The organism is Streptomyces sp. B8-7 (assembly GCF_058833805.1).
In genome coordinates, this window is the sequence record NZ_JBYRRL010000002.1 from 27,819 (window position 1) to 54,254 (window position 26,436).

The following is a 26,436-nucleotide window of genomic DNA, read 5'->3' on the forward strand; positions in this document are numbered from 1 at the left end:
GAGTGCGTGGCGATTCTGGAGCCCCGTCTGCGGCGCCCCTGGCGGGCACCATGGGTGCCCTGCGCGGTGGCGTGTCCGCGTGGTAGAAATCCGATGCGGTTCCCACGCTCTGACCGCCTCCCCGACCAGTTGCCCGCGGACATTTGGAGCTTTCGGCTGTGCCACCCACGTTGTATCGAGACACCGGTTACACACTCCGGCACCTGATCGAGAACATCGAAGGCGGTCGTATCGGATTACCGGACATCCAACGCCCGTTCGTCTGGTCTGCGGCGAAGACCCGCGATCTCTTCGACTCGATGTATCGGGGCTACCCGATCGGCACCCTGATGTTCTGGGAGACCGGCGCTGAGGTGGGGACGCGGCAGATCGGAACGGAGGCCGGCGATCGGGCACCCCAGCTGTTGGTCGTCGACGGGCAGCAGCGGCTCACCGCCCTGTTCGCCGTCCTCACCGGGCGCCAGATCGTCACCAAGGCCTTCGACGAGATCAACGTTCGCATCGCGTTCCACCCGCAGGACCAGACGTTCGAGGTCACGGACGCGGCGATCGAGCGCAACGCCCACTTCATTCCGGACATCACCGCGCTCTGGGCCCGGGGTGGTTACAAGCCCACCGTCCGGCAGTTCTTCCAACGGCTCGAACAGACGGGCGGCGAGCCCTTGTCGGACGCCGCCAAGGATGAGCTCGAAGAACGCATCGACAGGGTACGGGACCTGCACGAGTTCCGCTTCCAGGTTGTGGAGCTGGGTGCTTCGGCCGACGAGGAGCAGGTCGCCGACATCTTCGTGCGCATCAACTCCGAGGGCGTGAAGCTCAACCAGTCCGACTTCATCCTCACCCTGATGTCGGTGCACTGGGAGAAGGGGCGCCGCCAGCTCGAAGACTTCAGCCGGAGCGCGGTGGTCGCAGGACTTCCCGGTCCGAGCCCGCGGAACGCCTTTCTGGACCCCAGCCCGGACCAACTGCTGCGCGTAGCCGTCGCTGTCGCCTTCCGGCGCGCCCGGCTGCAGCACGTCTATAGCATCCTGCGAGGAAAGGACCTCGAGACCGGCAAGGTCACCCCCGCTCGACGGCAGGAGCAGTTCGACCGGCTCGCCCGAGCACACACGAAGGTCCTGGACCTGACCAGCTGGCACGAGTTCTTCCAGTGCGTCACGGCGGCCGGCTTCCGCAGCCGCAAGATGATCACCTCTGACAACGCCCTGCTGTACAGCTACACGCTCTGGCTGATCGGGCGCCACGACTTCGGGCTGACGGCCGATGAACTCCGTCCCGTGATCGGCCGGTGGTTCTTCATGGCGCACACCACCGGCCGGTACTCCAACTCGCCGGAGTCGCAGATGGAGTTCGACCTGGGACGGATCGGTAGTCTGCCGCTGGGCGACGGCCGAGCCTTCACCGCGGAACTCGACCGGATCATCGCGGCGAACTTCACCGGCGACTACTGGGACATCTCCCTGCCGAACCGACTGGACACGTCCTCGTCGCGTTCACCGGTGCTGTTCGCCTACCAGGCGGCGCTCACCATCCTCGACGCCGAAATGCTCTTCGGCGACCAACGGATCCGTGATCTGCTGGACCCCTCGGTCAAACCCGCCAAGGCCGTCGACCGGGACAACCTGTTCCACCGCAAGGCGCTCGCCGGACTGGGTGTCACCGACCGGCGCCAGGTCAATGCCATCGCCAACATGGCCTACGTGACGTGGCCGGCGGACGAGCAGTCCCACACCGGTGCACCACATGACTACTGGCCGAGAATCACGGACGCGATGGACCCGGAGGTGCTGGAGCGGCAGGTGCGGTGGCACGCGCTCCCGGTCGGCTGGGAGCAGCTCGACTACTTCACCTTCCTGGAACGGCGGCGCCAGCTGATCGCCAAGGTCGTGCGGGAAGCGTTCGAGACCCTCGCGGGGGAACGCCCTGCGTACGTCCCGACCACCCCGGCCGACATGATCGCCGCCGGCGAGTCCCAGGGCACCGAGTTCAAGGCCAGCGCCCGCTGGAACGTGCACACCCGGCAGGCCGACAAGTCCCTACGGCACAACATCGTCAAGGCCGTCTGCGGCTTCCTGAACGGCGAGGGCGGAAACCTGTTCATCGGTGTCGCCGACGACGGAACCGCCCTCGGCATCGAGAACGACCTCACCACTCTGGAGTCGCAGGCCGACGTCGACGGGTACGAGCTCTTCGTACGCCAACTCCTCGACAGCAGCCTGTCGACCCCGACAGCGGCCACCGTCCGCGTACGCTTCCCCGAGGTTTCCGGGAACGTCGTCTGTCAGATCAGCGTTGCCGCGGCAGGCAGGCCGGTGTTCGCCAAGCCAGCCAAGGGCGGTAGCAGCGCCACCGACTTCTGGGTCCGGGTCGGCAACGCCACCAAGCAGCTCCACGGCGACGACCTCCTGCGCTACCAGGAGGAACACTGGGGATGAGTGTCCCCGTGGCCTGACGCAGCGGCGATGTCAGTGGTGACCGCTAGCTTGGAGTCACTGGAGATCGGCCGTCGGCCGACCGGGCCTTCGGGGAGGGGTGTGCTGTGTCCGCTGCGCAGACGCGGGAGTCGGGGAACACGACGTATCTGGAGCTGTCCCAGGACGGCGGGGGTGCCCACAAGTTCTATGAGGTGACCGTCGAGGGGGCCACCGTCTCCGTGCGGTACGGGCGGATCGGTGCAGACGGGCAGCGTCAGGTCACCTCCTTTCCGACCGCCGGGAAGGCCGAGGCCGCGGCGGCGAAGAAGATAGCGGAGAAGGTGCGGAAGGGGTATGCGCCCGCCGTCCAGGGGCAGCGCGCGGCCCGGCCGGTGACGCACCGTCAGGTGACGTCCGCTCCGTCGACGGCCCGGGCGACCGCGCCGGTACTGTGGCGGTTCCGTACGGGCGCCGCGGCGTTCGGTATCCACGTGGACGAGGACCGCTGCTGGGTCGGCAACCAGAAGGGAGACGTCTACAACCTGAGCCACGACGGTGAGGTGCTGGCTCACTACTCCCTGCCGGACGGTGTGAAGTGCCTGGTGGCGGACGACTTCTGGATCTACGCCGGCTGTGACGACGGCCGGGTCTACGACCTCTCGGCGAAGATGCCCTTCGCTGCCTACGAGATCGCCGCCGAAGTGGACATCTTCTGGCTGGACATTCACGACGGCGTGCTGGACGTCTCCGACCGCAATGGCGGTCTGACGGTCATCGACCACGAGGACGAACTCCAGTGGTCCCGCAACTCGGCCGGAGAACACGGGTGGATGGTGCGGGCCGACGACCGCGCCGTGTACCACGGGCACAGCGGCGGTGTGACCGCCTACGCGGCGGACGGCAGCCGTCAGCTCTGGCACACCTCGACCAGCGGCAACGTGCTCTTCGGCTGGCAGGAGGAGAACGCGGTCTACGCGGGGACCGGGCGCCGGGTCGTCCAGCGGCTCGCCAAGTCCTCCGGGACCGTCGAGGCTTCCTACCGGTGCGACGCCGCGGTGTACTCGTGCGCCACGTCCCCCGGCGGGCGGTACGTCTTCGCGGGCGACTCCGCCTCCTCGGTCTACTGCTTCACCGCCGATGGCACCCGGCTGTGGAAGCTCGGCACCGGTGGCGGCTCGGCGCTCTCCATGCAGTACCACGACGCAAGGCTGTACATCGTCTCCACCGACGGCTCACTCGCCTGCATCGACGCGAGCGAGGCCGCCATCAACGCCGCCCAGTCGGGCGACGTCCCCGTCGCCGCGGACATCAAACTGGCGGCTGCCCTGCCGACGTACGCACCGCTGACGACCGCCGCCTCCGTCGCCACGGTCAGCGCCGTCCCCGCAGCGGGGAGCGGGGTCGTGGTGGAGTGCTTCGAACAGGGAGGCCGCGTGCGCGTGCGGGTCGTCTCCGAGGGCTACGACCCGAGCTGGAACGTCCAGTTCCCGCGTACGATACGCCAGCCCGGCGCACGCTATGTGGTGGACGCGGTGCACTCCTCCTCGGGTGGCTTCTACCGGGTGCGCGGGGAGATCAGGCGTCTGGTGTGACAGGCGGCCCGGTTACGGGCGATCGCGTCGGCGGTCCGCGGTTCGCCGGGGACGTGCGGAGCGCCGTCTCGCGGATCTCCGTCACGGCAGCGAAGGAGTCCGGTCGGCGCCGGAGCTCCGCGGCGCCCTCGGTCACCCCTTCCGGTGCCACGGCCGGCACGGTTTCCGCTCTCCTCTCGTACACCCGATGGGGTGGTCAGGTGTGCGGTTCGACCGGTGCCGGTCCGGAGGTGTTCCCGGCGGACGGGCGGCAGCGGGAACCAGCGCAGGCGCTCGAAGTCGGGCGGCGGCCGCTCGCACGGGGCGGGCCGGCCCGGCCGGGGCGTCGCAGGCGGCGGGCGCGCCGGCAGTCCGGTGGGGCCGTCGTCGAGGCGGGCCGGAACGGGCGGCGAGCTCCTCGCGGACGCGGCTGGTGCCGGGGCCGTGCTCACGGCTCCAGCCCGATCTCGATCTCGGGCGGCTGGTGGAGGGTGTTGTGCACCGTGCAGTGCGAGGCCACGGCCAGCAGGGCCGCCCGGCGCTGCTCGGGCAGCCCCGGCGGCGGCACGACCACGAGGCGCAGGGAGGCGACCCGGGCGGGGCGGTCGCCGGCCATGGTGAACTCCGTACGGACGCGCAGTCCCGTCCGGTTCAGGCCGTGCCGGTGGAGATAGCGGCCCGCGTAGAAGGCGACGCAGGTGGCCAGGGATGCGGCGAACATCTCGGTGGGGGTGGGCGCGGTGTCCGTACCGCCGGCCTCGACGGGCTGGTCGACCTGGAGGCGGTGCCCGCGGATGTCCACGGTGTAGACGTCCCGCTCGACGTGAACGACCTCGCAACCGTGCGCGTCCACGGTCTGTGGCCGGTTCGTGCTCAGGGTGTGTGGTGTGCTGCCGGTCATGGCCGGGCCCTTCTCGCCGGTGTCGACTGCTGACGGATCCCAGTCGACCGCGCACCGTACGACGGATCGAGAGGCCGACGGGGTGCGCCCGAGGCCGTTCGGCCCTCGCGGGAGCAGGCATGGTGATATACCCTGCCAGGTATTTTACCAGGGTGTTCGTGGCGGATGAGGGGGCCGCAGGGGGTGACGGAGCGGGTCGAAGACATACCCGGGTGGGTACCCGGATGGGGACCTGCGGCCCATGCCCCGCCGTCATCTCCCGCACGACAGTGGCGACATGGGCACACACATCGTGATTCTCGGCGGCGGAACCGCCGGCACCATGACGGCCAACCGCCTGCGCCGCAGGTACGACGAGGGTGAGTACCGGATCACGGTCGTCGATCAGGACGAGGACCACCTCTACCAGCCGGGGCTGCTGTTCGTGCCGTTCGGGCTCGCCCAGCCGCACCACCTCGTCCGGCCCCGTCCGCGGCAGCTGAACGCCGCCGTCGACTTCACGCGGGCACGGATCGAGCGGGTCGACCTGGGCGCGCGGACGGTGCACCTCGACGGCGGCATCCGGCTGGGCTACGACGTCCTCGTGGTCGCCACCGGCGCGAGGCTGCTGCCGGAGGAGACCGCAGGCCTCACCGGTCCCGGCTGGGGCGAGAACGTCTTCACCTTCTACGACCTGCCGGGCGCCGTGGGCCTGCACCGCGCCCTGGAGCGTTTCGACGGCGGCCGCGTCGTGGTCGACGTGGCGGACCTGCCGCTCAAGTGCCCCGTCGCACCTCTGGAGTTCGCCTTCCTGGCCGACTGGTACTTCCAGCGCTGCGGCATCCGCGACAGGGTCCGCCTGACGTACGCCACCCCGCTGGACGGCGCCTTCACCAAGCCGGTCGCCGCCAAGGCGCTGGGCGGTCTGCTGGCGGACAAGGGCATCGAGCTGGTCACCGAGTTCACGCTCGGCGAAGTCGACGGTGCAGGCGGCCGGCTGGTGTCGTACGACGAACGCGAGGTGCCCTTCGACCTGGCGGTGGTCGTGCCGCTGCACGGCGGCGCCGGGTACGTCGAGCGCTCCCCGGGCCTCGGCGACGAGCTGGGCTTCGTCCCCGCCGACCCCCACACCCTCCAACACCCGGACTTCCCCGAGGTGTTCGCGATCGGTGACGCGGCGGGCCTGCCCGCCTCCAAGGCCGGTTCGGTGGCCCACTTCGAGGGTGAGGTGCTGGTGCGCAACATCGCCCGCTTCCTCGCCGGGCAGCCGCTCGACGCCTCCTTCGACGGGCATGCCAACTGCTTCGTCGAGACGGGCTTCCACAAGGCGCTGCTCATCGACTTCAACTACGAGACCGAGCCACTGCCCGGCCACTTCCCGGGCCCCGTCGGCCTGCCGCTGCTGAAGGAGTCGCACGCGGCCCACCTCGGCAAGCTCGCCTTCGAGTGGGTCTACTGGCACAGCCTGCTGCCCGGCCGGGAACTGCCCGGCATCGGCTCGGCGATGCCCGAGCGCGGCAAGCGACACGTCCACGCCTGAACGAAGGAGAGCAGCCATGCCCACAGCCACCTACGGCGACAGCGTCGTCCCCGTCGACGACGAGGGCTTCTTCACCGACCCCGGCCGGTGGACCGAGCCCATGGCCGAACAGATCGCCCGCGAGAGCGGCATCGAGGCGCTGACCGACCGGCACTGGACGGTCATCCACTTCCTGCGCGCCCAGTACGCCGCCAAGGGCACCGGCCCCACGGTCCGTGTCCTCGGCAAGACGTCCGGGGTGAGCGTCAAGGAGCTCTACCAGCTCTTCCCCAAGGGCCCTGCCAAGACCGCCGCGAAGATCGCCGGTATCCCGAAGCCGCGCGGCTGCATCTGAGGAGCACGAACCGCCATGAACGACACCGCCACGATCGAGAAGGTCTCGATCATCGTCTCCAAGGGGTCCCTGGAAGGGATCTACCCGGCCCTGATCATGGCCAACGGCGCCCGCGCCGAGGGCATCGAGGCCGACCTGTTCTTCACCTTCTTCGGCCTCGACGCCATCACGAAGAAGCGCTGGGAGCACATCAAGCTGGCCACGGTAGGCAACCCGGGCCTGCACCTGCCCACCCTGCTGGGCGGCATGCCGGGCGTGCCGGACCTGGTCACCCGGTACATGGAACGCAAGATGGACAAGCTCGACATCCCGTCCATCCCCGAGTTCATCGAGATGATCGCCGACACCGGGGCGGGCGTCTACGCCTGCAAGGCGTCCGTGGACCTCTTCGAACTCGACAAGGACGACCTGGTCGAGCAGGTGCAGGGCGTCATCACGGTCGGCGAGTTCTACGAACACGCGGCCGGTGGTCAGATCGTCTACACCTGAGACGGCCGGTACCGGCGCGGGGCACGGTCCGCGGGGCGAGGTGCGGCGGGTGCCCGGTCGTGGTCGCCCCTCCCGCCGACGAGTCGCGCGGGCTCCGCGGCGCCGGGCGGACCCTGCCCGGCGCCGCGGAGCCTGCGCCGGTCCAGGTCCCCGGCGAGCAGATACGGGTGGGCACGGCTGCCGGGGTCCGGGGCGATGCGGGCGTGGCGGGACTGGGGTCGCGGGGACGGGACCGGGCCGGCGCCGCACCTCGGCGTGGGTCTCGTGCCGTACCACTTGAATCGCCCCGGGTGCCGGGGCGGCCGGACGCTGCGGTCCCGCTCCGCCTCGACCATGGAGGCGACCGCGGCCGGTCGTCGCGGCGGAGAGGGCGGGGCGTCCCCGGCCCGGGCCGGGGACGCCCCGGGCCGGCCCGTCAGAGGCGGCCGGTGAGCATGCCGTGCCAGTACACCGGCGGCAGGCCGTACCGCTTGAACAGCCACATCGTGCGCCGCTCCTTGAAGGGATCGAGCAGCGGGAACGACGGGGTGGGGTTCAGGTCGTAGTCGAACTCGGCGAGCAGCATCCGGTCGCGGGCGGTCACCAGCGGGCAGGAGGTGTAGCCGTCGTACCGGTGCGAGGGGGAGCGGCCGTTCATGACGTCGAGCAGGTTGGCGGCCACCACCGGGGCCTGCTTGCGTACGGCGGCGCCGGTCTTGGACGTGGGCAGGTGCGCCACGTCGCCGAGGGCGAAGACGTTGTCGTGGTGCGGGTGCCGGAGCGTGTGCTTGTCCGCGGCGACGAAGCCGTGGGGGCTCGCGGGATCGGCGAGCGGACCTGTCTTGATCCAGTCGGGAGCGCTCTGCGGCGGCACGGCGTGCAGGAGGTCGTAGCCGAGGGTCTCCTCCGTGCCGTTCGCGTGGTCGGTGACCGTCACGGTGCGGGCGCCGCCGTCGACGGCGGTCATCTCGGACCGCAGCCGCACCTCGATGCCGTAGCGGGCGGCCACCTTCTCCAGGGTCCGTGACCAGGCGGCCACCTTGAACATCGCCGGGTCCGGGAGGACGAGGACGACACGGATGTCGTCGAGGACCTTCCGCCTGCGCCAGTGGTCGGCGGCCAGGTAGGCGATCTTCTGCGGGGCGCCGCCGCACTTCAGGGGTGTCGCCGGGTGGGTGAAGACCGCGGTGCCCGAGCGCATCCGCCTGATCAGCTCCCAGGTGCGGGGGGCGTGCTCGGGGGCGTAGTTGCTGCTCACCCGGTCGTGGCCGACGGCCTCGGCCAGGCCCGGCACGCCGTCCCAGTCGAGTTGGAGTCCGGGCGCCACGACCAGGTACTCGTAGGTGAGTTCGGCCCCGCCGGACAGGGTCACCGTGCGGGCGTCGGGGTCGACGGCCCGGGCGGGCCGTCGGACCCAGCGCACGCCGTCGGGGATGACGGACGCTTCGGGGCGGCGGGTCGTGCGCAGAGCGGCCTGGCCGCCGCCGACCAGGGTCCACAGCGGCTGGTACCAGTGGGTGCCGGACGGTTCGATCAGTGTGATGTCGCTGACGCCGGCGCGGCGCAGGCGGGCGGCGACGCTGATGCCGGCGCTGCCGCCGCCGACGACGGCGACGCGGTGTCGGCCGGAGATCGGGGCGTCGGTGGGGGAGGGACTGGCCAAGGCGGGGCTCCTTTCCGGCTGGCCGTTGTGCGGGGGGGGGGCGGGCCGGGGTCAGGCGGCGTGCTCGTGCGAGCCGGCCGTGACCGGACGTCCGGCGCGGGCCCAGGCGGCGGTGCCGCCGGTCACGGAGCGGGCGTCGATGCCGCGGGAGTTCATCCAGCCGGCGGCGGCGGTGCTGCGGTTGCCGCCGGCGCAGATCACGAACACCGGTCGGCCGGTGGGCAGTTCGCCGCAGCGAGCCGGCACGGTGTGCAGCGGCATCAGGCGGGCGCCGGGTACGTGTCCGGCGGCGTACTCGTCCGCCTCCCGGACGTCGACCACGAGTGCGCCGTCGGCCCAGGCCGCCGCGAACGCCTCCGGTGTCACTTCACGAGCCACTTCGTTGCCTCCTCAATTACCCCCTGGGGTATCTCTCCTGGCGAGCGTACGGCGGCTCCGAGGGTGGCGTCAAATACCCCTGGGGGTATTGGCTTCGGGGGAAGGGCTCCGGCTCCGCGAGTCTGCGGCCGGCCGGCCAGTCGGCCGTGCCGGATGCCGGAGAGGCGGGTGGGGGCCATGGCGTCGGCGCCGCCCCGGCGCCGGTCCCCGTGGCCGGCCCGCTCGCCGAGGAGCCGCCCGGGGCGGCATCGACGTACCGGCCGCCGCCGAGCGCCCGGCGGACCGGTTTCCGTTCTCCTGGCGCACGAGGGCGTGAGGGCGGGGCGCCCGGGTGCCGCGTCCTCGCGGCGCGACCGGGCGTCCGTCGTGCGCCTCGCCGGCCCCGACGCGTCGCGCGCTCCGGCGCATCCGCTCGGCGCCCGTGCGAGGAGTGCTCCCGGGCCGCGCGGGTCCGGACGGGGCGGACGGCGGCCCGTCGCGGCACCGGGCCGCACCGGGCCGCACCGGGCGACGTCGGGCGCCGCCGCCGACGTCCGCTTCCACCCCGTCCCGCTCCGGCCCGCCGTCACCCTCCGCGCGGTCGGTTCCCCGCGGCGGGACGGAAACCCCGGCCGGTGCGGCGCGCCGCACCGGCCTCGCGGCCCGCGGTCGGAAATCCTCGGAGGGGACGTCCGGTCCACTGCCGGTTGAGCAGATCCCCGAGGGGTACGCGACCGGCTCGGGACAGCAGCAGAGAGGAACACGGAGATGGCCGCGCACACCGCCGACCCGGACGACGCGGTACGCCCCGGGCCCCCGGACGGGCGAGAGCACCGGTGCCCGCCGGCCGGCCGCCGGGAGGGCGGGGCGCGGTGAGCGGCACGACGGCGGCGCTGTCGCTGCTGGGCGTGGCCGTGCTGGCCGTCGTCGGCGTCCACGGGGCGGCCCTGGCCGCGCGGTTGTCCTCCGATCCGGTGGCCGCCGCGCCGTTCGGGTCGGGGCTGGAACCGGCCGAGCACGCGGTCAGCCGCTTCCACGTGCGCTGGTACACCGTGACGATGCTGTTCCTGGCCTTCGACATGGAGATGGTGTTCATGTACCCGTGGACGCGGGTGATCTCCCTCATGGGGCCCGCTGCGGTGATCGAGATGTTCGTCTTCCTGGCGGTGCTGCTGGCCGGGGTCGTCCACGCCTGGCGGGAGGGCGCACTGCGATGGACGTGACCGCTCTCGCCCTGCGCGCCGCCGCCGCCAGGCCGCACGTCCTGCTCGCCACCCTGCCGGGCGGAACGGCCGCACGGCTGGAGGCCGAGCGTCTGCTGCGGCTGCGGGACTGGCCACCGGCCGCCACTCCGGCCCAGGCGGATCTGCTGCTCGTCGCCGGTCCCGCCTGCCCGGACCTGCGCGCGGCGGTGGACCGGCTCTGGCAGGACCTGCCGGCGCCCCGCGCCCGCGTCCACGCGCCGGGCGCCGCCGACGTCGAGGCCGCGCTGGAGACCGGACGGGCCCGGCTCGGCTCGCTCCCCGGACAGCGCCCTCAGGCCGGAGCCCCCGGGGGCGCGGCCGGGAGCGGTGACCACGGCCGCCACCGGGAGAACTCCGGCGGCGGCGACCGGGACCGCAAGGGCGGCGAGGCCGGCGGTCCGGGCGGCGGGCACGGCACAGGTGGTCACCACCACGGGGCGGAGGGGCGGCGCGGTGCCGGCCGGGCCGGCACGCAGGACGAGCACCGCGGCACCGGCGGCGACCGCGTCCCGGACGGCCACGGCGGGCAGGGGGAGCACGGCGGCCACGGGGGCGGCGGCATGGAGATGCCGGGCGGGCTGCCGCAGGCCGGGCAGGGCCGGGACCGGGACGGACTGACGCTCGATCAGCTGCATGTGCCGCTGGGGCCGCTGCTCGCCGACTGGCCCGCCGGACTGACCGTCCGGGTGACCCTGCAGGGCGACGTCGTGCAGGAGGCGCGGGTCGAGGAGCCCGCCCGGCCCGGCCCGGCCGGACCGGTGGCCTTCTGGGCGGAACCGTGGCTGCGCGCGGCGGCGGGTGAGCCGGTGCGCACGGGGGAGGCGGCGCGGAGGCGGGCGGCCGCGCATCTGGACAGTCTGACCCGGCTGCTGTCGGTGGCCGGCTGGCCCGCCGAGGCGGTCGCGGCCGGGCGGCTGCGCGACGACCTGCTGGGCGGCGCGCCCGGCACGGCGGTCGCACCCCGGCTGGAGCGCTGGGCCCACCGGGTCGGCCGGTCGCGGACGCTGGCCTGGGTGACCCGAGGGATCGGCAGGCTGGGCAGCGAGGACGCACGCGCGGCGGGCGTGAGCGGGCCGGCGGCGCGTGCCGCCGGGGACGTGACCGACCGCTACCGGCAGTGGATCGCCGAGATCCGGCGTGATGTGGGGCGGATGGAGGAGGCGTCGGCACTTCGGCCGTCCGTGGAGGAGAGCCCCCGCGGGCGCTGGCGGGAGACCGCCCCGCCGTCGGCCGCGCTGCTCGCGCTGCTGCCCGGTCTGCTGACGGGAGCGGAGCTGGCCGCGGCCCGTCTCGTCGTGGCCAGCCTCGACCCGGACCTCGACGAGTTCACCGCCGCGCAGGCCACGGCGGTGGTCCGTGGTTGAGGCGGGGGCATGGTGGACCCTGCCGGCGGCGCCCGCACTGCTGGCCGCCCTGGCCTGCCTGGCGGTGGCCGGCGACGCGGTGCTCGACGCCCGCGACGCGGGCCGGACCGTCGGCCCCGCCGCTCTGGGGCGGCCGTTCCTCGGCGTGGCGCGGGCGCTGGTGGCGCAGCCGCGGCGGCTGCCGGCCCCCGACACGCTTCTGTGGCGGGCCGGTGCGGCCACCGTGCCGGTGGCCGCGGTCCTGTCCACGCTGGTGATCCCGTTCGGGGGCGTGGCGGTGGCCGACCCGTCGGTCGGGGTGGTGTGGTTCAACGCGATGGAGGTGCTGACCTGGGCCGGGCTGTGGCTGGCCGGGTGGGGCCCGAACGCGGCGTTCTCCCTGATCGGCGGCTACCGGTTCCTGGCCCAGGGCCTGGCGTACGAGCTGCCGCTGATGTTCGCGCTGATCTCTGCCGCGACCGGGGCGCAGTCCCTGCGGGTGGGCGACATCGTCGCCGCTCAGCACGGGCTGTGGTACGCGGTGTGGATGCCGTTCGCCTTCCTGGTCCACCTGGCGGGAGTGCTCGCGTTCAGCTTCCTGGGCCCGTTCGCCTACCCGGCCGGGCGGGACGTCGCCGACGGCGTGCTGGGGGAGACGTCGGGAGCGGACCGGCTGCTGCTGCAGGCCGGCCGGTGGCTGTGGCTGGCGGCCGGGGCGGCGATGGCGGTGCCGCTGTTCCTGGGCGGCGGCGCCGGTCCGGGGCTGCCGGCCTGGGCCTGGCAGGCGGTCAAGACGCTGCTGGTGCTGGGGCTGCTGGTGGGGCTGGCGCGCCGGGTTCCGGTCCTGCGCGCCGACCGGTACGTGGAGCTGGCCTGGGTGGTGCTGCTCCCCCTGTCCGTCCTGCAGACGCTGGTGCCGGCCCTGGTCGCGCTCGGTCCGTGACGGGACCGGACCTTACGTGGCGGACCGGCCCCACGCGGCGGGCCGGACCCGTGGAGAGGAGTGAGCCGTGGACGTGACGAGCACGGTGCTGCTGTGGGTGGCGGGCGTGCTCGCCCTGGCCGGAGGTGTTCTGGTGTTCACCCTGAACTCGATGGCCCGGGTGACCTTCGCGCTGCTGGGGTCCCTGGTGTGCACCGGCGTGGTGGTGGCGGTGCTCGGGCTGACGTACCTCGGCGTGGTGATCGCGCTGATGATGGTCATGGAGATGGTGATCATGGCCGTGTTCATGATCGCCTACATGATGAATCCGGCAGGGCTGATGCCGATGTCGATGCGGCACAACACCCGCGGCGCCCTGGCGGTCAGCGGCGCGGTGTTCGCCGCCCTGGTCGCCGGGGTCCTGCTGGTGCCCTGGCCCGACCGCTCGGCAGCGCGGCCGGGGGACAGCACGGTCCAGGTCGGCCTGTCGCTCATGGGGGACCAGATGCTGACCATGGTCGTGCTCGGCTTCGTGCTGCTGGCCACCATGGTCGGCGCCACCGTCCTGGCCACCGGGCGGGGCCGCTACGACCGCTTCGGCGACGACCTCGGTCGGCGGCCCGCGAAGGACCCGGTCCGCGGGGGTGTGGGCCGGTGACCTTCGAACTGCTCCTGGTCCTCGCGGCGGGACTGTTCAGCACAGGGCTGTTCGGCGCGCTCTCCCAGCAGTCCATCGTCATGATCATGATGGGCATCGAGCTGATGATCGGCGGGATCGTCGTCGCCGCCGCGGACTTCTGGCACTTCCTGGCGCCGACGGCCGGCAGCGGACAGGTGGTGATCGTGGCGGCCGTGGTGGCGATGGCGGTGGAGATGGCGATGGGCTTCGCCGTCACCACCGCCCTCTACCGCGTCCGGCAGGTCGACATGACCGACATGGCCGGGGACCTGAGGGGATGAGCGCCCTGCTCTGGCTGCTGGTCGCCCTGCCGCTCGGCGGAGGGGCCCTGCTCGCGGTGGCCGGGACCCGCATCGACCCGTATGTTCCCGCCGCCGGTGCGGCGGTCGCGCTCGCGACGCTCGGCGCGGCGCTGGCCGCCGCGGTGACCCGCCCGGCGGCCGGCGCGCCCCTCTTCGCGGGCATCGAGGCGGGAATGGCGGTGGACGGCCTGTCCGCGGTCATGGTCGTCACCGTCGCCGCGGTCACCGCCGCCGTCCTGGTGTTCGCGGCGGGGGAACTGGGGGCCGAGGAGAACCGGGGACGGTTCTTCGGGCTGATGCTCCTCTTCGCCGGTGCCATGCTCGTCACGGTCACGGCGACCACGCTGCCGCTGCTGCTGATGGCGTGGGAGCTGATGGGCGCCACCAGCTGGGCCCTCATCGGCTACTGGTGGCGGCAGCCGGAGCGGGCGGCCGCCGCCGACGTCGCGTTCCTGGCCACCCGCACCGCCGACCTCGGCCTGTACCTGGCGGCCGGTGCCGCCGTGGCGGGGGGCGTGGGCACGCTCCGGCTCGACGCCCTGCCGGCGGCGGCCGCGCCGTGGCTGCACGTCGTCGTCGCGGGCGTGGTCGCGGCAGCCCTCGGCAAGTCGGCGCAACTGCCCTTCTCCTTCTGGCTGTCACGCGCCATGCAGGGCCCCAGCCCGGTGTCCGCCCTGCTGCACTCGGCGACCATGGTCGCCGCCGGCGCCTACCTGCTCCTGCGGCTCGACCCGCTGACGGCGGCGACCGGCTGGGCCGGACCGCTGGTCGCCTGGACCGGCGCGGCCACCGCCCTCGCCCTGGGCCTGGTCGCCGTGGCCCAGACCGACCTCAAGCAACTCCTCGCCGCCTCCACCGCCGCGCAGATCGGCTTCATGGTGCTGGCCGCGGGCAGCCACGGCGTCGCCGCGGGCACCACCCAGCTCGTCGCGCACGCCGCCACGAAATCGGGACTGTTCCTGGCCGCCGGGGCGTGGCTGACGGCACTGGGCACGAAGCGGCTGACCGCCCTGCGCGGCGCGGCACGCGCCTACCGGCTCGTCGGCGCGGCCTTCACCGTCTGCGCCCTGACCCTGGCCGGGCTGCCGCCGCTGTCCCTGTGGGCGGCCAAGGACGAGGTCCTCGCCGCCGCCCGCGCCGAGGGAACCGGGCTGTACGCGGTGGGCCTGGCGGCGGCGGCCGTCGCCGCCGTCTACAGCGTCAAGGCCGTCTGGTACGTCACCCGCCCCCTCCCGCCGGACGCGCAGTCCGGCTACGACAGGGAGCAGCAGGGCACCCGGCGCACCGCCCGCACCACGCCGCTTCCGCTGCTCACCCTCACACTCGCCGCCGCGGTCCTGGGGGTGCTCGCCCTGCCCGGCCCGGCGTCCTGGCTGAGGCGGCTGCTCGGCGCCGAGGGAGAACCGACCCCCGAACCGTGGGAGTTCGGCCTGTCGGCCGCCGTCGCGCTCGCCGCCGCGGGGCTCGCCCGGTGGTGGGTGTCCCGCTCGGAGCCCGCACCGCGCGCCGGGATGCGGTGGGCGCACGCATGGCTCGGACTGGAGCGGGCCGCGCAACTCGCCGTGGTCCGCCCCGTGCAGGCGCTGGCCAGGGCGCTGGCGGTCTTCGACGACCGCGTCGTCGACGGCGCCGTACGGCAGACGGCCCGCGGCGCCCTCGCGACGGCCCGCCTCGCCCGCCGCCTGGACGACCGGGGCGTCGACGGCGCCGTCCGCGCGGTCGCCGCCGGCGCACGGAGCCTGGGCCGCTGGGCGCGCCGGCCGCAGACCGGCCTGCTGCACCAGTACTACGCCCAGGCCGCGGTGGGCTTCGCCGTGCTCGTCCTGATCATCCTGTTGGTGAGGTAGACCCTGTGCTGAGCGTCGTCACCTTCCTGCCGCTGCTGACGTGCGCGGTGCTGCTGCTCCTGCCGCGCACCCTTCCCGACCGGGTGTACGTCCGGGTGTGGGTCGCGGCCGCGGCCGCCGACCTCGCTCTGGTCGTCGCGCTCTGGGCGGGCTTCGACGCCGGCGGCGGGATGCAGTACCAGCAGCGCGTGCGCTGGATTCCCAGTGCCGGCGTCGGCTACCACGTGGGCGTGGACGGGTTCTCCCTGCCCCTGGTGGCGCTGACGTCCCTGCTGTTCCTGGCCGTCGCCGTCTACTCGCTGCGCGAGCGGCGGCGGGTGCGCTCCTACGTCTGCCTGTTCCTCTTCCTGCAGACCGTCAGTCTGGGCCTGTTCGTCGCCCTCGACCTGATCCTGTTCTTCGTGTTCTTCGACCTGTCGATCGTCGGCATGTTCTTCGTCATCGCGGGCTGGGGGCACGGCGAGCGCGCCCGCGCCGCGGCGCTGAAGTTCTTCCTCTACACCTTCGTCGGCTCCCTCGCCCTGCTGCTGGGCTTCATCGGCCTGTACCTGGCCGCGGACCCGCACACCTTCGACATCGTCGACCTCACCCGTGCCGACCCGCTGTCCGGACACGGCCTGTACGCGGGCCTGGTGCTGCTCGCCGTCGGCGCCGGGCTGGCGGTCAAGACCCCCACCGTGCCCTTCCACACCTGGCTGCCCCCGGCCCACACCGAAGCCCCTGCCGCCGGTTCGGCGATCCTGGCCGGGATCCTGCTGAAGATGGGCACCTACGGGTTCGTGCGCATCGCCATGCCGATGCTGCCGGGCAGCTGGCGCCACTACGCGCTGGTCATCGTGATCGTCGGCGCCGCGTCCGTGGTCCACGGGGCTCTGGTGGCGCTGGCGCAGACGGACTTCAAACGCATGATCGCCTACACGTCGGTCAACCACATGGGCTATGTGGTGCTGGCCGTCGGCGCCGCCGGGACGCTCGCCGGGAGCGACGCCCGGGCCCGCTCCCTCGCGGTGACGGGCGCGGTCACCCAGATGGTCAGCCACGGCCTGATCACCGCGGCCCTGTTCCTGCTCGCCGGAGTGCTGTGGGACCGCGGGGGCACCTACACGATGGACGCCTACTCCGGCCTGGCCGCCCACACCCCGCGGTTCGCGGCCGTCACCGCCGTCGCCGCGTTCGCCAGCCTCGGCATCCCCGGATTCTCCGGCTTCATCGCCGAGTTCCAGATCTTCACCGGCAGCCTGGGCTCCCGGACGACCGCCACCGCCATCGCCCTCACCGGCATCGTCCTCACCGCCGCCGTGTTCCTGACGGCCCTGCGACGCGTGTTCCTCGGCGCTCCGCGGCTGCCGCGGACCCTCCCCGCGGGCGGCATCGCGGACCTCGGGGCCAGCGAGACGCTGTCCACCGTCGCCCTGCTCGCCGTGGCCCTCGTCATCGGCGTCGCGCCGCGCTGGCTGCTGGACGTCATCGACCCGGCCGGCCGCACCCTGACCGGCCTGGTGGCGCGGTGAACCAGAACCTGACCGCCCTCCTGCCCGAACTGGCCCTTCTGGGCGCCGCCGTCACCGGCCTCCTGGCAGGCTCCTGGCTGCCCCGCCGCCGCCAGTGGACCGTCGCCGCGCTCGCCGCCGCCGCCTGCGTCGCCGGACTGGCCGCCACGGCCGTCACCATGGCCACGGACCGCGAACAGACCGTGTTCGCGGACGCGTTCGCCGTCGACACCGCCACCGACGCCGGCCGGATCACCGTCCTCGTCGCCCTGCTGCTGATCATCGGCATGTCCGTCGAGACCGTCCGCCACCACCGACGCGAGACCGAGTACTGGGTCCTGCTGCTGCTCACCGGAGGAGGCACGCTCGCCCTCGTCGGCGCGAACGACCTCCTGACGCTGTTCGCCGCCTATCTGCTGGCCGGCATCCCCGCGTACGCGCTGGCCGCCTTCGCCAAGGACGCCCGGGGCACCGAAGCCGCCCTGAAGTACTACCTCATGGGCGCCCTGCTCGGCACCACCATGCTGGCCGGCGTCGCGCTGCTGTACGGGGCCGGCCGCGCCACCGGCTACCGGGCACTGGGCGCCGCCCTGCCCACCGCCCCCTACGGCCTGGTCGCGGTCGGACTCATCGGCGTCCTCGCGGGCCTGCTGTTCAAGTCGGGCGCGGTACCGGCCCACTTCTGGGTGCCGGACGTCACCGAGGGCGCCTCCGTGCCCGTCGCCGCCTACGTCACCACCCTCCCCAAGATCGGCGCCCTGATCGCCGGCTACCGCCTCGTCCACCAGGCACTGCCCGGCAGCGACGTCAACTGGCCGCTGCTGCTGGCGATCACCGCCGCCGTCACCATGACCCTGGGGAACCTGGCGGCGTTCTTCCAGACCTCGGTCACACGCCTGCTGGCCTACTCCACCATCAGCCAGGTCGGCTACCTCCTGATGGCCCTGTCCGTGGCCACCCGTACCGGCCTGGCCCAGCGGGGCCTGCTGGTCTACCTGGCCGCCTACGCGGTCACCAACCTCGGGGCCTTCGCCGTCGTGACCGAACTCCCCCGGGCCCGGACGCTGTCGGACCACCGCGGTCTCGCCCGACGCCGCCCCGGCCTCGCCGCCGTCCTCGTCGTCTGCCTGCTCGGTCTGGTCGGCACCCCGCCCAGCGGAGTCTTCCTCGGCAAGCTGGAGGTCTTCAGCGCGACCATCGACGGCGGCTACACCTGGCTGGCCGCCCTGGCCGTCGCCAACACCGTCGCCTCCCTCTTCTACTACCTCCGCTGGCTCGGCCCCCTGTTCCGCACCGCCGACGCCGCCCCCGCCCAGGCGCAGGCGGCCCTGGGGCGCTGGTCCGCCGCCACCGCCTACACGGCGGCCGTGCTCTCCCTGGCGCTCGGCCTCGGCGGGGAGGCGGTCCTCGCGCTGGCGGAGGGTCCGCTGCTGCGGTGAGACACCCCGCGGCGCCGCCCCGGGAGGAAGCGGCCGGGTCCCTCCGGCACCCCCCGGAGGGCGCGCGGGGCCGGGAGAGCCCTGGGAACCGACGAGTCTCCTCACGCGCCGCACGCACCCCGCCGTGAGGACCCGCCGGTCCGTCCCGGCCGCCGAGCCCGAATCCGATGAAACGACCGGCTGGCCCCGGCGGTCTTGGTACGCTGCGTGAGCCAACCGTTGTGCTGTGCAAAGGTCCTGCCCGTCGTCGCCGACGCCGGGTCCGTCGCGGGTTCGGAGGCGCCGGGTCTCCTCCCGCCGTTGCTCAGGTGCGGCAGCCGACGGCTGTGTCCTCTCTTCCTAGCTTCCTAGCTTCCTCGCTTCCTCGCTTCCTCTCTTCTCCTCTCGCTTCTCCTCGCTCTTCTTCTTTCTCTCTTCCTTCTTCGTTCTCCTTCCCGATCGAGGTGGGACCGCACCCTGCGTCCGGTCGCGTCTGCCAGGACCCATGCGAGACCGGTCCGCGCCGCGCGCCCGCACGGCATCGGTGCGGGACCGCCCGCACGCAACCGTTCACGCGCTCGCGACGACGCGGGCACGAGGTGTCTGGGGGGCACGGTGCACGACGAGAACTTGACGCGGGTCTACAGCGACCGCACATACGTGACGACGACGATGGTGCGGCACTCCGGTACGACGGTGGCGTTCGCGATGGACGCCGGCCGCAGGGTCTTCTACACGGTGCTGGACCTGGAACAGGCGTCGGCGCAGCGCGGCCCGCTGGACTCGCGCTACTGGAACGAGGAGCCGGCGCCGGTGCCGTTCCCCGGCGAACTGGTGGAGGTGCCGGCCCCGGGCGCCGCCCCCGTGTCGGGCGTGCTGCGGATGCCCCGGGTGCGCAACGGGGGACGCACCGAGGCTGCGGCGGGCGTGCCGCTGCCGGTGGAGGAGCGCGATCCGTTCCTGTCGACGACGGCGCGGCTCAGCGCGCTCGCGCCGTTGCAGGTCGTGTCGGACGGACGCTACATCCTGGTGCTGCGCCAGGGGGTGGACGCCGGCCACGAGGACGCGGTGTTCCACGCCGACGGCGGCGTCGTCTCCGCAGACCGGGCCACGGCGTCCTCGGGGACGGCCGCGACGGCGGTCCCCGTGGTGGACGGATCGCTGCTGTGCGACCGGTTCGTGCTGGTGGGGTCCGTACTGAAGCCTGTGGTGGAGGTGCGCTACCAGCGCTCGCGGTCGAAACTGCGGGGCGCGTCCGAGAGCGACACCCTGGGGACGCGGGACATGGAGGGCAACCCCTTCTTCGAGCCCACCGCGAAGCTGTCGTTCGTCGCGCCCGTCCAGGACGGCGCGTTCACGGCACTCCTGCTGCCGACCGCGGTCGCCGGCCGGTCCCGCTGGCAGGTGTTCGCGGCGAACAGGACGACCGGCCGGGTGGAGGGGTACAACTGCGCCCAGGGGGCGGACGGGCTGTTCGACGTGGCCGGCGCGCAGCTGTACACCAGTCCGGACCCGAGGTACGCCTCGGCCGTGCTGGAGCGCGGGCCCGGAACCTGCCCGCACACCAAGCGGCCCCTGGTGCCGGTGCCGGCCTCGCGCGACCGGGCCGGCACCGCACTGCGGTTCGGCCCCGGGACGGGCGCACACGTGCTGCTGCCGTCCGTCGCGGCCCCCTCCCCGGCGGCTCCGTCGGGCTACACGGTGGAGGCGTGGGTGCGTCCCGCCGCCGCGTCCGGGACGATCGTGGCGCACCACGCCGGGACCTCGCCGAGCAGCACGTTCTCGCTGGAACTGGACGCGGAGCGGAAGCTGGTGGCCGACCTCGGAGGGACCCGGGTGGTGTCGGACGCCGGGGTTCCGCTGGGGACGTACACCCATGTGGCGGCGGTGTTCGACGGCGTCAACGCGACCGTCCACGTGGGCGGCGTGCGGACGGGCACGCGGGCGGTGACCGCGGTCCCCGACGCGTGGTCGGCGGCGAGCGTGGGCGCGAGACTGGTGTCGGGTGCGCCGCAGGCGGGGTTCACGGGCGACGTCGACGAGGTGAGGATCTGGGAACGGGCCCGCACCGAGGCCGAGTTCGGCGACCGCGGGCTGCGGCTCTCGGGAATCGAACCGGGGCTGGCGCTCTACTGCCGCTTCGACGAGGGAGCCGGCACGGCGGTGGGCGACCACACCCGGGCGCTGCGCGACGGCACGGCGCACAACGGTCCGGTGTGGGTGGCCTCGGACGCGCCGGCCGGTGACGGACCGGGTCTGTCGCGGGACGTGTTCGGGTTCGACGGCCGCACCGTGTCCACCGGGCTGGCCGCGGCCGTGTACTCCCAGCAGGAGCCCGCCACGTCCGGGTACGGCGCGGCCGTGGGGCACGAGAAGCGGCAGACCCGGCTGCTGCTGGCGTGCGGGACCTCAGGCCCCGCGCCGGCGGGCGGCTCGGCGGACCGCAGCTACATCGCGGCGGTGGACCTGGCGGTCGCCCGGGACGGCCGGCTCGCGACGGTCCCGTCCGTCATCTCCCTCGCCGAGGCGGGCAGACCCGGCGTGGTGGGCGATCCGGCCGCGGTCGCCGCCGCGCAGGCGACGCTGGACGCCGCCCAGGCGGCCCTGGACGCGGACCGCCGGCTCGCCGCCCAGATCCCGCAGACCCAGGCGAGCATCGACACCTACGAGCAGTGGTTCGGTCCGACCTACGTGATGTTCTTCCGCCTGCGTGAGCGGCTTCAGGAACAGGAGGCCGCACAGCGGCGGCTGGGTGCGCGTCAGGCCGCCGTGGACGCCGCGGAGGACGCGCTGATGACGCTGTCGGGCGGTACCCGCGGCGGCGGCGACACCGTGGTGGCGATGCCGCTGGTCTCGACGGACCGGCAGGGGCTGACCGCCTACGGCGCGCTGCTGGCGTTCGCCTGGACCGAGAACGCGCCGTTCGTGCTGGACGGAGCGACCGGCGACGTGGTGCTGTACTTCCGCGGGGCGGCCGGGCAGCTCTTCTCCGCGTACTACTCCACACTCGTCACCCGTGCGACCCGGAGCCTCGACCTGGGCGGTGACAGGCTGGAGTTCGTCGCCCGGGACACCGCCGTCCGCGTGCAGGACTTCTCGGTAGGGATCTCCGCGGACGTCGCCCGCGAGCCCGGCTCCGCCGCGGCCGCGGACCACTGCACGGTGACCGTGACCTGCGGTTCGCGCACCGAGACGTATGCGCGGGTACCCCGCGCCGCCGCCTCCGTGGCCGCGGTCCTCAACGGCAGCCTGCCGCCCGGCGCTCTGCTGGGCACCGTGCTGTCGGTCAAGGACCGGCTCGTCGAGCTCGCCGCGCCGCTCCCCGAACCGCTGGCGGCCGGCAGCCGGGTCCTGGTCGGCGGCCGGGTGCGGGAGGCCGACGCCGCGGCGCCGGCCGGCGCGACCACCTTCACGGTCGCCGGTGAGACGGTCACCGCGGCAACCGGTTCGCAGGTGACCACGGTGCCCTACGACTACGCCGAGGCCGTCGGCAGCGTCCCGGGCGTCGAACTGTCCTCGGGATCGCAGATCGTCGCGGTCACCCGGGTGGGCGCCGCCACCACGGCCGTCCCCGACGGCGTCGCGCAGGACGCCGGCGACGGGGTCGGGCCCCACTGGCGCGGCCACGCCCCCGGCCGCGCTCCGGTCTTCGACGGCACCACCCGGTACCTCGCCGCCGCCGACGGCGCGGACTTCGCCACCGGCGGCGACCTGACGCTGGAGGCGTGGCTCAACCCCGCCGCCGCGGCCGGCACCGTGCTGCACGCCGCCGGGCCGGCCACGCCCTACGGCCTCGCCCTGCGCGGCGTCCCGGTGCTCAGCGGACTCGCGCTGGAGGAGGACGGCGAGGTCGAGTGCGGCGACCGGCTCTCACTGACCGGGACCGGCTTCACCATCGAGATGTGGGCCTACCGGCAGGCCGCCGGCCGCGACGACCCTCTGCTGACCATGGGGGCCGGCCTGGTCGTCGGCATCGACCGGACCGACCGCCTCTGCTTCGGCGGCGACTTCGGCAGCCCCGGCCAGGCGGAGCTGACCTGGGCGGTCACGACCGCCACGGTCCCCGCCCAGGAGTGGCACCACTGGGCGGTGGTCCACGACGCCACCGCCGGGACCCGCCGCGTGTACCGGGACGGCGTCGAGCTGGCCTGCACCTCCGAAACCGGCGATGCGGTCGCGGCGGGCACCTTCGGTGGTATGAGCTTCGCCGGCGCGGCCGACACCCCCACGCTCAGGCTCGGCCGCCGGGCCCAGGGCGGCGGCGTCGGCTCACGGGTCTGCCTCGACGAAGTGCGGGTGTGGACCGGAGCGCGCACCGCGGAACAGATCGGCGAGTCGATGCTCAGGCGGCTGCGCGGCCGGGAGGACGGCCTGCTGGCCTACTGGCAGTTCAGCAACGGGTCGACCGCCGACCGGTCGGGCCACGGGCACGACGGGACCCTGGTCGGCCCCTACCGGCGTGCCATCTCCCCGCTGGACGGCTACGCGCCCGTGGCCACGGTCGGTTCGCAGACCTTCACCCTCGCGGAGGGCGTCCCGCTGGGCGACTGGAGCCACATCGCGCTGGCCTTCAGGCAGCACTGGGCGATGGCCATGGACGGCGGCGGCCACCTGGACGCGGGCGGACCCGACGGGCTGAACCTGCTCGGCGACCTGACCATCGAGGCCGGCGTGTGCCTGGACACCCTCGGCGTCGTGCACGGCCTGGTGGGCAAGGGCGTACTGGAAGGCGGAGCGGCGGGCACGTCGGTGCCCTACGCGCTGTCCGTGGAGGCCGACGGCCAGCTCGCCTTCTCGTTCGAGAAGGGCGGCGGGGGCAAGGACGGCCTGGTCACCGTCCGCTCGGGGACGAAGCTGAAGGCGGGCGTGTTCACCCGGGTCGCGGTCACCCGCAAGGGAGGCCACAACGCCCGGGGCGGTGTGGCTGTCCGCCTCTACGTCGACGGCGCCCCGGTGGGGCCGCAGCCGTACGTGTTCGAGGGGGCCGCGCCGGTGGGCAACGACGAGAACTGCGACCTGGGCCGGAACCGCCGGGGCCGGACCGCGCATCACCTGCGCGGCCTGCTGACCGAGGTGCGGATCTGGAGCGTCGCCCGCGACGAGAAGCAGCTCCACGCCGCGGTCACCCCCAAGGCGCCGGGGCTCACGGCGTGGTGGGCCTTCCCCGAGAAGGAGGGCGCCGTCACCGCGGACGCCTGCGACACCTTCCCCGCGAAGGTGCGCGGCGCCCGGCGCGTGCCCACCCCCGACCCGGAAGGCAACCTGGTCACCTTCTACACCGACGGCACCCCGCAGCCCGCGTCCACCGCCCCCGTCCACGCCCAGCCGTCGTACACCGGCGAGGCGCACGCCACCCTGGGGGGCCGGTGGCACGCCGGGGCGCTGACCGACGGCTACACCGGGACCGTGGACGAGGTGCGGATCTGGCGGTCCTGCCGTACGCGCGAGCAGATCCTGGACAACATGTTCGCCCGGCTGCGCGGTGAGGCGAAGGACCTGGTCGCCTACTTCCCCTTCGACGGCGCCTCCACCCAGGAGGGCGCCACGGTCAGGGACTTCGGGCCGCGCGGCAACGATCTGCGGCCCTCGCCCGACGCGCCCCGCAACACGATCTCCGGCGCGCCGATCTCCGCCGACGCCGCAGAGGTGCGCTCCGCGCTGACCGGGGTCGGCAGCACCTTCAACGCCAGGGTCGACGCCACCCCCGCCGCGTCCGAGTACGGCGATCTGCAGGCCGACGCCGACGGCCGCGCCTTCGGCGTCATGAAGCGCGCGTACGCCTTCGTGCGGCACGGCCGGTGGGAACTGCTCACCGGGTTCAAGACCGGTGAGCTGACGACCACCTGGGTCGGGCAGGCGCAGTTCGACCCCCAGCTGATCGGCTACCTGGAGGGCGCCCCGCCGATGCCGTCGGAGAACATGGTCTGGGGCACCGCGGACAGCTACGCGGAGAAGGCGTCCGTGTCCTTCGTCCAGGCCGACTCCGTCAGCAACACCATCTCCAACGACGAGAGGCGGAGCCTGGACGCGTCCGGAACCGCCAAGGTGGACTTCTCGGTGAACGACGACACCTCGATCGTCGCCGCCCCCCTCGGCGTCGGCACGGCCAAGGCCGCCGTCAAGGCCAAGGTGGGGATGACGGTCGAGGCGCAGGTCAAGTTCTCCAACGGCTGGGCCACCAACCTCGGGGTGTCGCAGAGCAGCGAGACCACCCGCACCAGCGGTGTGGTGCTGACCGGCCAGTGGGAGGAGGACGCGGAGACCGGTCAGGTCAGCCCCGGCACCGGCCGGCGCTGGGTACCCGCCAACACCGGCTTCGCGATCGTCCAGTCCGCGACCGCCGACCTGTACGCGCTGCGCCTGGCCCACAGCGGCGTCCTGGTCGCCTACCGGATGATCCCCAACGCCGACGTCCCCCGGGACTGGAACGTCATCGCGTTCCCCATCAACCCCCGCTACACCAAGCAGGGCACCCTCGACGGCGTGATCGGCTTCGCCCCCACGGGCACGTCCGGCGCGCTGCAGCCCTTCCCCGACCCGGCGTTCCCGCACGCCGGGGACGGCGGTGAGTACAGCTACTACCGGCCCCGGGAGGCCTACGCCATCAAACGGCGCATCCAGCGCGAGGAGCAGCAACTGCAGAGCTTCTACGAATCGGTGTCCACCGAGAGCGCCACGTTCGCGGCGCACAACCCCGTCCGGGACCAGGCCGACCGGGTCCTCGGCGGCATGATGGGCGGCGTCGGCACCGGCCTCGCCGCGGACCGGCCGGACCCGGCCGACGTCCGCAGGGCCGCGTCCGGCGCCTCCCGCCGTCACATGGCCAACACCTACGTGTGGACCGCGGCGGGCGGCCTGTTCTCCGAGACGATGTCCACCACCGACCAGGTCACCCAGGTCACCACCGGTGACTACTCGGTCAGCGGCAGCGTCACCGTCGGCGGCTACGCCAACATCGAGGCGGGCCCGGTCGGCGTCAACATCTCCGGCAGCGTCTCGCTCGGCGGCGGCTACGCCGTGACCCGGAGCAGGACCAAGGAGGCCAGGCGCACGTTCAGTCTGGAGGTCAGCGCCGAACCCGGCCGCGATCTGCAGAAGCGCGAAGGTGACAAGCCCGTCTTCGACATCGCCCGCAATCCCGTCCTGGTGCCCGGCCGCGTCGACGCCTACCGGTTCATGACCTTCTACCTCGACAGCTCCACCGACAACTACGAGGACTTCTACGGCAAGGTCGTCGACCCCGAGTGGCTCGACCGCAGCACCGGCCCGGACGCCCGCGCCCTGCGGCAGACCCGGCAGGGCGACCGCAAGCCCCCGTGCTGGCGCGTCCTGCACCGCGTCACCTTCGTCAGCCGTGTGCAGGACACCGCCACCACGACCCCGTCCCTGGCCAGAGCCATGGGAACGCTCGGCATCACCAGCGACTACCACCTGATGAAGCAGCTCGAACCGCATCTGGCCGGCGCCACCGCGGACCGCGCCGCACTCGTCGCCGCCGCCAGGACCACCATCGCCACCCGGTTCCCGGCCCTGGCCCCGTACACCGACTCCATCACCGAACGCGTCACCGCCTACTACAACCTCCCCGCCGACGCCGCAGCGGCGCTCGTCCCGGCCGGCGCGGTCCCGGCGCCGCCCCCGGAACCCGCCCCGGTCAGCACCCTGACCACGACCACCCCCACCGTCGCCGCCGGCCAAACCATCACCCTGCGTTACTCCACGCCGGCCGCCACCCTCGCCGCCAGGAACTGGATCGGCCTCTACCGGGACGGCACCGCCCCGGGCAGCGGCGAGGCAGCCGCGTGGGAGTACGCCCCGGACGCCGACGGCCGTCTCGACCTCACCGCAGGAGGCGGCCTCGCCCCCGGCGGCTACCGCGCCTGGTACCTCCACGACGACGGGTACACGCCCCTCGCCGGCCCGCTCGTCCTCACCCTCACCTGACGGAGCGGCCGCCCGGCGCC

At 73.5% G+C, this 26,436-nt stretch carries 17 protein-coding genes; 14 read left to right on the forward strand and 3 right to left on the reverse strand.

The window, feature by feature from the left end; genetic code table 11:
* The first annotated feature begins 158 nt into the window (after positions 1-158).
* Positions 159-2,435, forward strand: coding sequence for a GmrSD restriction endonuclease domain-containing protein (locus tag AC5K6T_RS09290; RefSeq protein WP_493207483.1), 2,277 nt, complete (start codon positions 159-161; stop codon positions 2,433-2,435).
* A gap of 104 nt (positions 2,436-2,539) precedes the next feature.
* Positions 2,540-4,006 carry a WGR domain-containing protein gene (locus tag AC5K6T_RS09295; protein ID WP_493207484.1) on the forward strand — a complete coding sequence of 489 codons (1,467 nt, stop codon included), beginning with the start codon at positions 2,540-2,542 and terminating at the stop codon, positions 4,004-4,006.
* Positions 4,007-4,433: 427 nt separating this feature from the next.
* On the opposite strand, the gene AC5K6T_RS09300 is transcribed toward AC5K6T_RS09295, so the two are convergent.
* Positions 4,434-4,886 carry an OsmC family protein gene (locus tag AC5K6T_RS09300; protein WP_493207485.1) on the reverse strand — a complete coding sequence of 151 codons (453 nt, stop codon included), beginning with the start codon at positions 4,884-4,886 and terminating at the stop codon, positions 4,434-4,436.
* Between the two features lie 277 nt (positions 4,887-5,163).
* Here AC5K6T_RS09300 and sqr point away from each other — a divergent pair, with 277 nt between their 5' ends.
* The 3 genes from sqr to AC5K6T_RS09315 are packed head-to-tail and all read left to right on the forward strand — an operon-like array spanning position 5,164 to position 7,228.
* Positions 5,164-6,405, forward strand: coding sequence for a type III sulfide quinone reductase, selenoprotein subtype (sqr, locus tag AC5K6T_RS09305; protein ID WP_493207486.1), 1,242 nt, complete (start codon positions 5,164-5,166; stop codon positions 6,403-6,405).
* Positions 6,406-6,421: 16 nt separating this feature from the next.
* The gene (locus AC5K6T_RS09310; protein WP_493207487.1) at positions 6,422-6,739 is read left to right on the forward strand and encodes a TusE/DsrC/DsvC family sulfur relay protein; all 318 of its coding nucleotides are present in this window, start codon (positions 6,422-6,424) and stop codon (positions 6,737-6,739) included.
* Positions 6,740-6,754: 15 nt separating this feature from the next.
* The gene (locus AC5K6T_RS09315; protein ID WP_493207488.1) at positions 6,755-7,228 is read left to right on the forward strand and encodes a DsrE/DsrF/DrsH-like family protein; all 474 of its coding nucleotides are present in this window, start codon (positions 6,755-6,757) and stop codon (positions 7,226-7,228) included.
* A 415-nt stretch (positions 7,229-7,643) separates the two neighbouring features.
* Here the strand turns inward: AC5K6T_RS09315 and AC5K6T_RS09320 are convergent, their stop codons facing one another.
* Together AC5K6T_RS09320 and AC5K6T_RS09325 are read right to left on the reverse strand one after the other, a co-directional pair.
* Positions 7,644-8,870, reverse strand: coding sequence for an NAD(P)/FAD-dependent oxidoreductase (locus tag AC5K6T_RS09320; protein ID WP_493207489.1), 1,227 nt, complete (start codon positions 8,868-8,870; stop codon positions 7,644-7,646).
* Between the two features lie 51 nt (positions 8,871-8,921).
* Positions 8,922-9,248, reverse strand: a complete 327-nt coding sequence (locus tag AC5K6T_RS09325; RefSeq protein WP_493207490.1) for a rhodanese-like domain-containing protein — start codon at positions 9,246-9,248, stop codon at positions 8,922-8,924.
* A gap of 851 nt (positions 9,249-10,099) precedes the next feature.
* On the opposite strand from AC5K6T_RS09325, the gene AC5K6T_RS09330 reads away from it, so the two are divergent.
* The 9 genes from AC5K6T_RS09330 to AC5K6T_RS09370 all read left to right on the forward strand — a co-directional run bounded on the left by AC5K6T_RS09330 (position 10,100) and on the right by AC5K6T_RS09370 (position 26,416).
* The gene (locus AC5K6T_RS09330; RefSeq protein WP_493207491.1) at positions 10,100-10,450 is read left to right on the forward strand and encodes an NADH-quinone oxidoreductase subunit A; all 351 of its coding nucleotides are present in this window, start codon (positions 10,100-10,102) and stop codon (positions 10,448-10,450) included.
* Positions 10,441-11,835, forward strand: a complete 1,395-nt coding sequence (locus AC5K6T_RS09335; protein WP_493207492.1) for a hypothetical protein — start codon at positions 10,441-10,443, stop codon at positions 11,833-11,835. The genes AC5K6T_RS09330 and AC5K6T_RS09335 overlap by 10 nt, the downstream gene beginning before the upstream one ends.
* Complete coding sequence (locus tag AC5K6T_RS09340) at positions 11,828-12,757, forward strand: NADH-quinone oxidoreductase subunit H (protein ID WP_493207493.1); 930 nt, start codon at positions 11,828-11,830, stop codon at positions 12,755-12,757. The genes AC5K6T_RS09335 and AC5K6T_RS09340 overlap by 8 nt, the downstream gene beginning before the upstream one ends.
* A 73-nt stretch (positions 12,758-12,830) precedes the next feature.
* On the forward strand, positions 12,831-13,394 hold the full coding sequence (locus tag AC5K6T_RS09345; protein ID WP_493209249.1) for an NADH-quinone oxidoreductase subunit J family protein: 564 nt from the start codon (positions 12,831-12,833) through the stop codon (positions 13,392-13,394).
* Positions 13,391-13,696, forward strand: a complete 306-nt coding sequence (locus tag AC5K6T_RS09350; protein ID WP_493207494.1) for an NADH-quinone oxidoreductase subunit NuoK — start codon at positions 13,391-13,393, stop codon at positions 13,694-13,696. Before AC5K6T_RS09345 ends, AC5K6T_RS09350 begins: the two co-directional genes overlap by 4 nt.
* Positions 13,693-15,564, forward strand: coding sequence for a proton-conducting transporter transmembrane domain-containing protein (locus tag AC5K6T_RS09355; RefSeq protein WP_493207495.1), 1,872 nt, complete (start codon positions 13,693-13,695; stop codon positions 15,562-15,564). The genes AC5K6T_RS09350 and AC5K6T_RS09355 overlap by 4 nt, the downstream gene beginning before the upstream one ends.
* A 5-nt stretch (positions 15,565-15,569) precedes the next feature.
* Positions 15,570-17,075 (forward strand): complex I subunit 4 family protein, encoded by a 1,506-nt coding sequence (locus AC5K6T_RS09360; protein WP_493207496.1) that lies wholly within the window; start codon positions 15,570-15,572, stop codon positions 17,073-17,075.
* Complete coding sequence (locus tag AC5K6T_RS09365; RefSeq protein WP_493207497.1) at positions 17,072-18,493, forward strand: NADH-quinone oxidoreductase subunit N; 1,422 nt, start codon at positions 17,072-17,074, stop codon at positions 18,491-18,493. Before AC5K6T_RS09360 ends, AC5K6T_RS09365 begins: the two co-directional genes overlap by 4 nt.
* 594 nt (positions 18,494-19,087) lie before the next feature.
* Positions 19,088-26,416: a LamG domain-containing protein gene (locus AC5K6T_RS09370; RefSeq protein WP_493207498.1), complete on the forward strand. Its 7,329-nt coding sequence runs from the start codon at positions 19,088-19,090 to the stop codon at positions 26,414-26,416.
* The last annotated feature ends 20 nt before the right edge of the window (positions 26,417-26,436 follow it).